Below are 11,273 nucleotides of genomic sequence, written 5' to 3'. Positions count from 1 at the left end.
GGACCGGACGCCGCTCGGGCTCGAAACCGCCGCTCCGTGTCAGCCGCGCGCGGCGCTGGCTGTGGAGGGATCGGGAAAGACGCAGGTTCCTCCGGGCTTCGGAGGTTCCGGCGCTGCACCGGGAGGCTGAACGCGACACAACCGGGAGTATTAGCCGTCAGCACCTCGTACATACGTGGATTGGGGGCTCCGTGCAAGGGAAGCGCAAGGGAACCCGCCGCCGAGCGTCGCAGCGCGGCAACACTTGCTGCTTTTTCGTTGATCAGACGTTAAGGCCCAATTAACCCTGCGGTTCTAATGCGGTAAGGGAAGGCTCCTCCGGAGGCACCGAATCGTTGGCGAGCCGCGCAAATCACCTTGTTTTGCTGGGATGTGGCCTATTGTGCGCCGCAGCATTGCTGTGCACCCAAATGATCGGCCCCAGCGCGGCCCAAGGGGGCCCTTCTCAACCGCCGGCGTCTGTCGCCGCCGTCCCCGGCCCGGCGGCCGTATCAAATTTCCCTGTTGCGTCGGATGCCCGGCTGGCTGGCGATGCCAGGCAGACCCGTTTCATCCTCGATCTGGACAAGCCGGTTCAGTTTCGCGCCTTTGCGCTCGCGGACCCCTATCGCGTGGTCGTCGACCTTCCCCAGATCAGCTTCAGTCTTCCCGCCGGGATTGGAGTCGGGGGAAGGGGGCTGGTCAAGGCGTTCCGTTATGGTCTCGTCATGCCGGGCGGATCACGGATCGTATTCGACCTGACGGGGCCGGCCAAGATCGCCAAATCCTATGTACTCGAAGCGGCCAACGGCCAGCCGCCGCGGCTGGTGCTCGAATTCGAACAGGTGGACCGCACCGCGTTTGTTCAGTCGCTGGCGCCGGAAAGCCGCCCCGAACTGCGGCCCGCGATCGCCGAGGCCAACGCCGCCGCCGGGCCGGATTCGTCAACGGCGGCCCAGCCGCCGCAAGCGCCCGACAAGCGGCCGGTGATCGTGATCGATCCTGGTCATGGCGGTGTCGACAACGGCACCCAGGCCGGCGGCGGCGACTTCATGGAAAAGAATCTGGTGCTGACTTTTGGCTTGGCGCTGCGCGACAGAATCGAGAAATCGGGCAAGTATCGCGTCGTCATGACCCGGACTGATGACAGCTTCATTCCGCTCGCCGACCGCGTGAAGATCGCACGCAACGAGGCCGCGGCGCTGTTCGTTTCGATCCATGCTGACGCCTTGCCGCGTGGCGAGGGCGACGCCCAGGGTGCCACCATCTATACGCTTTCCGATAAGGCCTCCGATTCCGAGGCCCAACGGCTGGCCGATACCGAAAATAAGTCGGACGCGATTGGCGGGGTAAACCTCGTCGACGAGCCGACCGAAGTCGCCGACATCCTGATCGATCTCGTGCAGCGCGAGACCAAAACCTTTTCAAACCGGTTTGCACGGATCCTGATGAGTGAAATGAAGAATACCGTGCGGATGCACAAGCAGCCGTTGAAATCGGCCGGTTTCCGGGTTCTCAAGGCCCCGGACGTGCCGTCGGTGCTGGTCGAGCTCGGTTACGTCTCGAACAAGGGCGACCTCGAGCATCTGGTCTCGGAAAATTGGCGGAACAAGACGGTCGGCTCAATGGCCCAGGCAATTGATGCATTTCTGGCGAAACGGCTGGCAACTGCCGGACCGGCCAAGTGAAAAGTCCCGTGCGCGCTGCCTGAAGGTGGATTGAAAAGGGTGCCGTCCGCTGGCCCAAGCCCTAGTTTGGCCACAGCGGCAACGGTATAGAAAACAGACTGCTGGTCTTCGGAATCGGTCAATATTGTCCGCCGGACCTTTTATTGTTCGACCGCGTAGCGACAACCCGTCCGGCGGGATTGCCGTGTCAGGATAGGCGCCGCGGATGACGGCGCACAGGGTTGGAATGGAACTTCGATAATGCGCTTGCTGGTCCGGTTTTTGGGTTTCCTGTTTGCGGCCGGCACCGTGGTGTTCCTGGTCGGCGTGGCCGGCGTCGCGGGTGCGATCTGGCATTTCTCCAAGGACTTGCCCGACTATTCGCAGCTTCAGGATTACGAGCCGCCAGTGATGACGCGCGTGCACGCGTCTGACGGTGCGCTGCTCGGCGAATATTCCAAGGAGCGCCGGCTCTATCTGCCGATCCAGGCAGTGCCAAAACTCGTCATCAACGCGTTCCTCGCGGCCGAAGACAAGAATTTTTACGAGCATGGCGGCATCGACTTCACCGGCATGGCGCGCGCGGCCGTGCTCTATGCGCAGAATTTCGGCTCCAACAAGCGCCCGCAGGGCGCGTCGACGATCACCCAGCAGGTCGCAAAAAACTTCCTCCTGACCAACGAGGTTTCCTTCACCCGCAAGATCAAGGAAGCCTTGCTGGCGATGCGCATCGAGCGCGCCTATTCCAAGGACCGCATCCTCGAGCTCTATCTCAATGAAATCTATCTCGGCCTCGGCGCCTACGGCATCGCGGCGGCGTCGCTGGTCTATTTCGACAAATCGGTGAACGAACTCACTATCGCGGAAGCCTCCTATCTAGCGGCGTTGCCGAAGGCGCCCGCGGCGCTGCACCCGGTGCGCAACCGCGATCGCGCGGTGGAGCGGCGCAATTACGTAATCGATCGACTGATTGAAAACGGCTGGATCAAGCAGGCTGATGCCGACAAGGCCCGCAAGGAACAGCTCAACGTCACCAGTCGCGGCAACGGCGCGCATATCTTCGCCGGCGAATATTTCGCCGAGGAAGTCCGGCGCGACATCTTCGAGCGTTACGGCGAAAAGAAGTTGTACGAAGGCGGCTTGTCGGTCCGCGCCACGCTCGATCCGAAAATGCAGGTGATGGCGCGCAAGACCATGGTCGCCGGTCTGGTCCGCTATGACGAGGCCCAGGGCTGGCGCGGGCCTGTGAGCAAGCTCGACGTTTCCGGCGACTGGGGCGTCAAACTCGCCGACGTCAAATCGCTCTCTGATATCTCGCCGTGGCGGCTGGCCGTGGTGCTGGAGACGTCCGACCAGTCGGCGCGGATCGGTTTCCAACCGGGCCGCGAACTCGGTGGCGCCGTCAGCAAACAGCGGCAGACCGGCATCATCACGCTCGACGGCGTGCGCTGGGCCAAGGCGGCCGCGGGACCTACCAAGGGTAGGACGCCGAATTCGGTAGCGCAGGTGCTGTCGCCGGGCGACGTGATCTATGCCGACCCGCTGTTCGACAAGGAGGGCAAGCCGGTCGAGGGCCAATATCGGCTGCGCCAGTTGCCGGAAGTGTCTGGCGCGTTGGTCGCGATGGATCCGTGGACCGGCCGCGTGCTGGCGATGGTGGGCGGCTTCTCGTTCGACCAGAGCCAGTTCAACCGCGCGACCCAGGCCTATCGGCAACCGGGCTCGTCCTTCAAGCCGCTGGTCTACTCAGCGGCAATGGACAACGGCTATACGCCATCGACCGTCGTGGTCGACGCGCCCATTGAAATCGACCAGGGGCAGGGCGCCGGCGTGTGGCGCCCGGAAAACTATTCGTCCGGCAAATACGGCGGGCCGACGACGCTGCGCAACGCGCTCCGGCAGTCGCTGAATACCGTGACGGTGCGGCTGGCGCAGGACATCGGCATGCCATTGATCGGCGAATATTCGAGGCGCTTCGGCGTCTACGATGAACTGCCGAATTACCTGTCCTATGCGCTCGGCGCCGGCGAGACCACAGTGATGCGGATGGTGACGGCCTATTCCATGTTCGCCAATGGCGGCCGCCGCGTGAAGCCAACCCTGATCGACCGCATCCAGGACCGCTACGGCCGTACCATCTTCAAGCATGACGCGCGCGAGTGCCGCGGCTGCGACGCGCCCGGTGGCTGGAAGAACCAGACCGAGCCGCAACTGGTGGACCGCCGCGAGCAGGTGCTGGATCCGATGACGGCCTACCAGATCACCTCGATGATGGAATATGTGGTGCAGGCCGGCACCGCGACGGTGGTCAAGGAAGTCGGCAAGCCCATTGCCGGTAAGACCGGCACCACCAACGATGAAAAAGACGCGTGGTTCATCGGCTTTTCACCGGACCTCGTGGTCGGCATCTATGTCGGCTTCGACAAGCCGCGCAATCTCGGCCGCGGCATGACCGGTGGTCATCTGGCCGCGCCGATCGCCAAGGATTTCCTCAAGCTTGCGCTCGCCGACAAGCCGGCGATCCCGTTCAAGGTGCCCGCCGGCATCAAGCTGGTTCGCGTCGATGCCAAGAGCGGCATGCGCGTCGGTCCGGGCGAGGGCGGCCGCACCATCCTCGAAGCGTTCAAGCCGGGCACCGCGCCGCCGGACAATTACTCGGTCATCGGCGTTGCCGACATGGATGGCCGGGCGCCGCAAGGATACCCGCAAGGCTATCAGCCTGATGCGGGCAACATCATGCGGCCCGGCACCGGCGGACTTTACTAGCCTGCCGGCATCAAACAAACCCGAGTTCACCGCCTGAGCCGATTGCGCTTTGCGGCGTACGCCGCTACATCCGGCCGTTGAAACATCTATCCAATAGCGGTTCCATCCGCAGATCAGAGAGACCATGCGCGCCGAAGTCGAACGCCTTGTTGAAGAGATCAAGCAGTCAGTCGGGCTGCTGAGGAGGCATCTTTGACGTCGAGAAATCGACGGCACGGCTGGCCGAGCTGAACAAGCTCGCCGAAGACCCCAACCTCTGGAACGATCCCCAGAAAGCCCAGAAGCTAATGCAGGAGCGCACCTCGCTGGTGGATGCGCTCGAGGGCATCGGCAAGGTCGAGCACGAGCTCGACGACAATGTCGAGATGATCGCGCTTGGCGAGGCCGAGAACGACGAAGGCGTGGTGCTTGAAGCCGAGAACGCGCTAAAAGCCCTGAAGAAGGAAGTCGCGCGCCGCGAGCTGGAAGCGCTGCTGTCCGGCGAGGCCGACCGGTTCGATTCCTATCTCGAAGTGCATGCCGGTGCTGGCGGCACCGAGAGCCAGGACTGGGCTGCGATGCTCTTGCGCATGTACACGCGCTGGGCCGAGAACCACGGCTTCAAGATCGAATATCTGGAAGAAACCCCGGGCGAAGAAGCCGGCATCAAATCCGCGACCATCCAGATCAGCGGACACAATGCCTATGGCTGGCTGAAAACGGAAGCGGGCGTGCACCGCCTGGTGCGGATCTCGCCGTTCGATTCCAACGCGCGCCGGCACACCTCGTTTTCTTCCGTGGCGATCTTTCCCGTCGTCGACGACAGCATCAAGATTGACATCAAGGAATCCGACGTACGCACCGACACCATGCGCTCGGGCGGCGCCGGCGGCCAGCACGTCAACAAGACCGAATCCGCGGTGCGCCTGACGCATATTCCGACCGGCGTCGCGGTGGTTTGCCAGGCTGGCCGCTCACAGCACAAGAACCGCGCCCAGGCCTGGGACATGCTGCGCGCGCGACTCTACGAGATCGAGTTGAAGAAGCGCGAGGAACAGGCCGCCGCCGATCAGGCCGCCAAGACCGATATCGGCTGGGGCCACCAGATCCGCTCCTACGTCCTGCAGCCCTACCAGATGGTGAAGGACCTGCGTACCGGCGTGCAGACCTCGGATACATCAGGCGTGCTCGACGGCGACCTCGACGAGTTCATGGCGGCGACGCTGGCGCAGCGCGCGTTCGGCACCGCGCCCGGCCAGGTCGAGGACGTGGACTAGCGCATGACCAAAGTCGCCTTCATCGGGCTCGGCCGCATGGGCCACGGAATGGCCGGCCGCTATCTCGATGCAGGCTTTACGGTCGCGGTGTGGAATCGCAGCAAGGCAAAAGCGGAAGACCTCATCGCACGTGGCGCGCGGTGGGCCGCGTCCCCGGCGGACGCTGCCGATGGCGCTGAAGCTGTCGTGACTATGGTCGCCGACGACGGGGCATCCCGTGCGGTCTGGCTCGGCAAGGACGGCGCGGCTGCAACGATGAAGGCGGGCAGCCTCGCGATCGAATGCTCGACTGTCTCGCACCAGCAGGCGCTCGACATGGCGCGCGAACTGCGGGGCCGAGGGCTTACCTATATCGACTGCCCGGTCACTGGCCTGCCGCAGGCGGCGGCCAGCGGGAAATTGACCTTGCTCGTCGGCGCTGAGGCTGCCGATCTCGATCGTGCAAAACCGTATCTCGCGCCGATCGGCGACGTGATCAGGCATTTCGGCGCTGTGGGCACCGGCACCGTCTTCAAGCTGATCAACAATCTGATGGGCGCGGTGCAGATTGCGAGTCTGGCCGAAGGTGTCGCCATGGCCGAGCAAGCCGGGCTCGATATGAATCTCGTGGCGGATGCCTTGGCGACCGGCGCGGTGGCTAGTCCGCAGGTGATCCGGCATTCAAAGCGCATGGTGGCGCGCGATTTCTCCGGCGCGTCGTTTACCGCAGCGCTGCGTCACAAGGATGCGGCCTATGCCGTGGCGCTGGCCGAAACGCTGCTGGCCGACGTGCCCGTCAGCCGCGCCGCGCTCGCCGCGTATGAGAAGGCGAAGGCAAGCGCGCCCGACGATGACGAAGGCAAGATGATCGAGATTGTGTCGCAGCCGAAATAGTCTTCGGAAATCGGGTGGACAGCGACGCGCGTCCGGTCCTAGCTGGCCAAGCGATTTCACCAGGTTCTTGCGAAATGACAGTCAGCGATGGCCGGATCGATGCGCGTGACTGGTCGCTGCTCGGCCTGCTCTCGATCCTGTGGGGTGGATCGTTCTTTTTCAACGGTCTGGTGCTAAGGGAATTGCCGCCGTTCACGCTCGTGCTGTTGCGCGTGCTGCTTGCCGCCATGATCCTGCTGCCGGCGCTTTGCGTGCAGCGACTGCCGTTTCCGAAGGGGTGGATAGGCTGGAGGCCGTTCTTCCTCGTCGCCCTGTTCAACAATGTGCTGCCGTTTTCGCTGATCGTCACCGGACAGATGTACATCCCGAGCGGGCTGGCTTCGATCCTCAATGCCACCACGCCGCTGTTCACGGTAGCGGTGATGGCGGCGGCGGGCGAGGAGAAGCTCATCATCAGACGTGTGGCCGGTGTGATCGTCGGCCTTGTCGGCGTCGCGATCCTTCGCGGCAGCGGATTAGGCTTTGCCAGCGGGCAGGGGATCGGCATCCTGCTCTGCCTCGCAGCGGCTCTCTCTTACGGATTATCCGCGTTGCTGGCACGGCGGCTGTTATCAAATTCGCCGCCGCTCGGCACCGCGACGTTTCAGATGCTGGCGTCCGCCGCGATGATGACTGTCGTAGCCGCGCTTATCGAGCGTCCTTGGCAATTGCCGATGCCGGGCATCACGACATGGCTCGCCGTGATCGGCCTTGCTGGCTTGTCGACGGCGCTCGCGTATATCGTGTTTTTTCAGATCCTGCGGCGCTCTGGTGCGACCAATGTCATGCTGGTGACGTTGCTGATACCGGTGACAGCCATCCTCCTCGGCTATCTCGTACTGGACGAAAAAATCTCGCCGCGAGAAATCGCGGGTGCACTGGTGATCGGCAGTGCGCTGCTGTTGATCGACGGCCGCGTACTGAAGTTTCTCGAACGTTAGTTCGCTCGCGCAGGCGAAGCGGGTCAGCTTGACATTTGCCTATATAGCAATACAATTTGCTATATAAGCAAAGAGGGAGAGCGGCGTGGTTTCGGCAGAAGCTGGCCGGCGCGCCCGCGAGGTGGCGCGCCTTGCCGGAATTGGAGCCGTCATTCGCAGGGCCCGTTCGGCGCGCGGTTTAACGCTCGATGAACTCGCCGGAATGGTCGGGCTATCCGTGACATTTCTCTCGCGGATCGAGCGCGGACTCATCGCGTGTTCGATCGGTAACCTCTTGGAAATTGCCGGCGTCCTTGAGTTGCGGCCGGCCGAATTGTTTGCCGAAGAAGAGGACCGGACGCGCGCGTATCGCGTGGTGCGGTCAATCGATGCCATTCCATCGAAGGGCGCTGACGCAAATTATGCCTGGCGCAAGCTCGCTTCGGGCGTGGGCGAGCAGCGGCTGGAAACTTTCCTGCTCGAATTGTCGGCAAAACCGCGCAGGCCAACATTGGTCGCGCATCCCGGCGAAGAAATGTGCTTTGTCCTCGAAGGCAGTGTTGAATTTCAGGTCGGCGACGAAACCATCACGCTGGAGCGAGGTGATTCGATTCATCTGCGCTCAGATGTACCGCATATGGCATGGGCGCGCGGGTCCGGCAGTGCGCGCCTCCTCATGGTGACATCAATCGAAAATCAGTCGGCCATCGCGGTTGAATGGTGGAGCAGTATTGCGGGCAGGAAAAGCGAACGAGAGAGCACGGCAAAAGGGAGAGCAAAATGAATGCTGTCAGGAGCAAGGGGATTCCCGATACGGCGGCCGCAAATGCGGAGTTGACGACCGCGCGCGAAGCGTCGCGAAAGGATCACAAGCCCTACGAGGCGCGTCATTTCGACGAAGTCGATTGGGAGACAATCCGGTGGCCGGGCGAGACAGGCAAAATGCTTTTTCATCCACGACCGGAACGTCCGACCGAACCGAACGCGGGAATTCTGCGGCTTGAGCCCGGCGCCTATCACCCCGAGCACTATCATGGCTTCGCGCAGGTCTGGCATATCCTGAAAGGCGAGTTTTCAATCGACGGAACGCTGCATGGTCCGGGAACGGTGCTGTTCCACCCCGACCCGCACTTTGAGGGCGAATTCCGTACCGAAACGGGCGGGGAGATATTCATCGTCCAGTACCCTGGTCCGACGACCGGTGAGCGCCCGATCTATAGCGGCCGGTTCAACATGGCGGAACGCAAAGCGGTTGCGAGCGAACGCGTCGATCTTTGAACCGGCGGATCACCCGATCTCCGAGAAGAAGCGAGTTATCGCGTAGGCTGGCTGGAAGCCGATGTCTTCCAGGTGGCAAACCAGTTTCTAAACCGTCCGCTGTCGCGCTCGCCGCCGTGCCAGGCTGCGGTGACGGTGCCGTCGCCGGCCACCAGGACGACGACATCGAGCCCCTTGGAACGGCGTAGCGTATCGATCGCCTGCTGCGGCGTCTGCGCAATCGGCCCCGCGACATTGAAGGAGGTGTTGACGGACAGTTCGACACCGATATGGCGGCCGAGCGCCTTTAAGTACGCATAGGTGAGGGGATCGTCGCCGGCGCGCACGATCTGGATGCGGCCTGTGCCATCGGCGTGGATGACGGCGGGGATTTTTTTTCGCGCGTGCGGCTTCGAATGCGCCGTCAGCACCATGTAATTATAGGCGTTGTAGTTAGCGTCCGACGCGCCGGGCAGCAGCTCGAAATATTCCTGCGCCGCCTCCAGCGTCGCCATCGGCGCCAGCGGCCGAATGGCCTCGCGGTATTTGACGCGCGCGTTAAGCAGTTCGCGCACCGCCGGGTCGCAGGGGTTGGCGAGAATTGAGCGATGGCCGAGTGCGCGGGGTCCAGTCTCGGCCGCGCCCTGATACAGCACAATCACGCCGTTTTGGGCGACCATGAACGCCATCAGGTCGGCGATCGCTTCAAGGCCTTCAGCCGTCGAGATATCGCCTATCTTTTGCGAGGCGACGTCGTCGGCCGCAACCGCATGGACGACGTCACCTTGCGACGGCGGCGTGCCGCAGTAGAAAGCATGGCTCATCGGCGCGCCGCGCGGAGCGCCGGCCAGATGTGCAAACAGCCAGGCGGCGCCGATGGTAACGCCGGGGTCGCCGGGCACCGGCGGCACCCACAGATGCAGCCGCGCGTTGCGCTGCTGCGCGTCGGCGAACCACGCTTGGTCGAAATGCTCGAGCAATCGCATATTGCCGACCGCGTTCAGCGCAACGCCGCCGGTCAGCACCAGCCGGTTGGCGCCGGTCGCGCGCAACAGATGATCGACGACGTGGATCATGGCATCCTCGAACACCAGTTGCGTCGCGGCCGCCTTGTCGAGCCGATCCTTGGTATCGGGACGGTGGTGGATGTCCTCGACACGCAGCACCGCATCCGGATTCCAGAGCTGGTCCGGCTTAAGCGGTTCGCCGAGGATTTTGGTGAGTGCTTCCTTGTAGGGATGGTCGAAGGGGTCGCAGTACCAGTTGGCCAGCGCGCGATTGAGCCTGATGTCGCCGTTCGCCCCAAAATGCAGAACGTCGCGCAGCCGCGCGTAATAAGGATTGCTGGCGCGGTCCATGTCGCCCCACGCGGCAGCGCCCATGTAACGGCCCTCGCTGGACAACCAGGTCCATCCGCCCTGTGTCGACGAGATCACGCTGTAGAATGCGCCGAGTGAATCGAACATGCTGTCGTTGCAGTAGAGCCGGCGCAGCGCGCCTTGCTGGACCACATAGAGCGAGATCGAGCCTTGATCGCCGGTGCCGTCGAGTACCGCAATCGCGGTCGGCTCGCCGTCGTCGGCGAACGGCGAGGCGGCGTAGGAAAACCAGGCATGGTTGTCGTGATGCGGCAGGCAGATCAGCGGCACCCGCTCGGCAAGCCCGAGCTGGCGCGCGAGAATTTTTGGCGTCCGCGTCATCTGATCGAGGCGCCGGCCGTCGAAGCCGGCTGCTTCGGTGGTGCGCACCAGTTTTATGCTCTGCGGCAATTCCTCGAGCACCGAGCGGGCCAGCGTGCCGGCGAGCGTCGGGTAATCCCAACTCGTGAGCCAGACATCGATGTCGCCGATATCGCGGCCCATGCCGCGCAGCGTCGCCACCGCCGCGTCGATCGACAGCTTTGGATATTCGGTGGTGTGCTTGTTGCCGGAAAAGCGTTCTTCTTCGTTGTTGACGATCAGCCGTGGCCCGTCCGTCTGCGTGACCTCGACCAGCGCCAGACCTGAATTATGCGTGCCGGGCGCGCCGAGACCTGCGAGATACACCGTCTCGCCGCGCGCAAGCTTGTCGCGCACATGCGCGATCCGCGCATCGGCGAACGCCGAGCCGAGTTGATGAAAGCCCGCAGCACCCATGGTTTTCGCCGCGAGCCATCGCGCGAAGCGGAATCCGCCGGCCGCGAGCCTGGGATGCCGCGGACCAATTCGTGTGTTCTGTTTCAATCCTATCCAACCTCTGGGCCACGCCGTCAGGCCAGGTCATGACGTAGGCTGCATCAACCACAATTGGCGGCAGGCAACAATGCCGTTTCGTGGTGCGAAATAAGCACAAGTTTGCAACGTTGAAGCGCATGATGTTGCCGATCTTGCTGCTGCCCGGTATCAAGATCGACTGCGGCAAACGACTTCTTCTCGATCGAGCAAATTCAGTTGTTGAAGTTCAACGGCGAGGCATGGGAAGTATTCGGAGACGTCATCACCGGCGAGGTCGGACATTAGAGGATGAGGCACCACAGC

General features: G+C 62.9%; 8 protein-coding genes and 1 pseudogene. 8 read left to right on the top strand and 1 reads right to left on the bottom strand.

Features of this window, described 5'->3' with window-relative positions; genetic code table 11:
• Positions 1-335 precede the first annotated feature (335 nt).
• The 7 genes from IVA95_RS16155 to IVA95_RS16125 all read left to right on the top strand — a co-directional run bounded on the left by IVA95_RS16155 (position 336) and on the right by IVA95_RS16125 (position 8,778).
• Positions 336-1,667, top strand: coding sequence for an N-acetylmuramoyl-L-alanine amidase (locus IVA95_RS16155; RefSeq protein WP_247511360.1), 1,332 nt, complete (start codon positions 336-338; stop codon positions 1,665-1,667).
• Between the two features lie 240 nt (positions 1,668-1,907).
• Positions 1,908-4,412, top strand: coding sequence for a penicillin-binding protein 1A (locus tag IVA95_RS16150; protein WP_247511359.1), 2,505 nt, complete (start codon positions 1,908-1,910; stop codon positions 4,410-4,412).
• Between the two features lie 124 nt (positions 4,413-4,536).
• Positions 4,537-5,668 (top strand): peptide chain release factor 2 gene (gene prfB / locus IVA95_RS16145; protein WP_247511358.1). Its coding sequence is split into 2 segments (ribosomal slippage): positions 4,537-4,605 and positions 4,607-5,668, totalling 1,131 coding nucleotides; the frame shifts between segments, so codons are not numbered across the junction.
• 3 nt (positions 5,669-5,671) lie between these two features.
• On the top strand, positions 5,672-6,541 hold the full coding sequence (locus IVA95_RS16140) for an NAD(P)-dependent oxidoreductase (protein ID WP_247511357.1): 870 nt from the start codon (positions 5,672-5,674) through the stop codon (positions 6,539-6,541).
• Positions 6,542-6,615: 74 nt separating this feature from the next.
• Entirely contained in the window at positions 6,616-7,521 is a 906-nt protein-coding gene (locus tag IVA95_RS16135; RefSeq protein WP_247511356.1) for a DMT family transporter, read from the top strand.
• A 121-nt stretch (positions 7,522-7,642) separates the two neighbouring features.
• Complete coding sequence (locus IVA95_RS16130; RefSeq protein ID WP_247511355.1) at positions 7,643-8,284, top strand: XRE family transcriptional regulator; 642 nt, start codon at positions 7,643-7,645, stop codon at positions 8,282-8,284.
• On the top strand, positions 8,281-8,778 hold the full coding sequence (locus IVA95_RS16125; protein WP_247511354.1) for a hypothetical protein: 498 nt from the start codon (positions 8,281-8,283) through the stop codon (positions 8,776-8,778). The genes IVA95_RS16130 and IVA95_RS16125 overlap by 4 nt, the downstream gene beginning before the upstream one ends.
• A 35-nt stretch (positions 8,779-8,813) precedes the next feature.
• On the opposite strand, the gene IVA95_RS16120 is transcribed toward IVA95_RS16125, so the two are convergent.
• On the bottom strand, positions 8,814-10,979 hold the full coding sequence (locus tag IVA95_RS16120; protein ID WP_247511353.1) for a carbamoyltransferase C-terminal domain-containing protein: 2,166 nt from the start codon (positions 10,977-10,979) through the stop codon (positions 8,814-8,816).
• A 143-nt stretch (positions 10,980-11,122) separates the two neighbouring features.
• On the opposite strand from IVA95_RS16120, the pseudogene IVA95_RS16115 reads away from it, so the two are divergent.
• A pseudogene (locus IVA95_RS16115) lies at positions 11,123-11,255 on the top strand (branched-chain amino acid ABC transporter substrate-binding protein); the annotation flags it as partial.
• Positions 11,256-11,273 lie beyond the last annotated feature (18 nt).

This window comes from Bradyrhizobium sp. 157, assembly GCF_023073815.1.
Lineage (GTDB): Bacteria > Pseudomonadota > Alphaproteobacteria > Rhizobiales > Xanthobacteraceae > Bradyrhizobium.
Note: the sequence above shows the minus strand (reverse complement) of the source record. Positions and strands in the feature narration are given on the sequence as shown.

Bases quoted from the DNA above. Each gene is read 5' to 3' on its own strand.
- IVA95_RS16140 (WP_247511357.1), top strand. From the start codon at position 5,672: ATGACCAAAGTCGCCTTCATCGGGCTCGGCCGCATGGGCCACGGAATG.
- IVA95_RS16150 (WP_247511359.1), top strand. From the start codon at position 1,908: ATGCGCTTGCTGGTCCGGTTTTTGGGTTTCCTGTTTGCGGCCGGCACC.
- IVA95_RS16125 (WP_247511354.1), top strand. From the start codon at position 8,281: ATGAATGCTGTCAGGAGCAAGGGGATTCCCGATACGGCGGCCGCAAAT.
- IVA95_RS16135 (WP_247511356.1), top strand. From the start codon at position 6,616: ATGACAGTCAGCGATGGCCGGATCGATGCGCGTGACTGGTCGCTGCTC.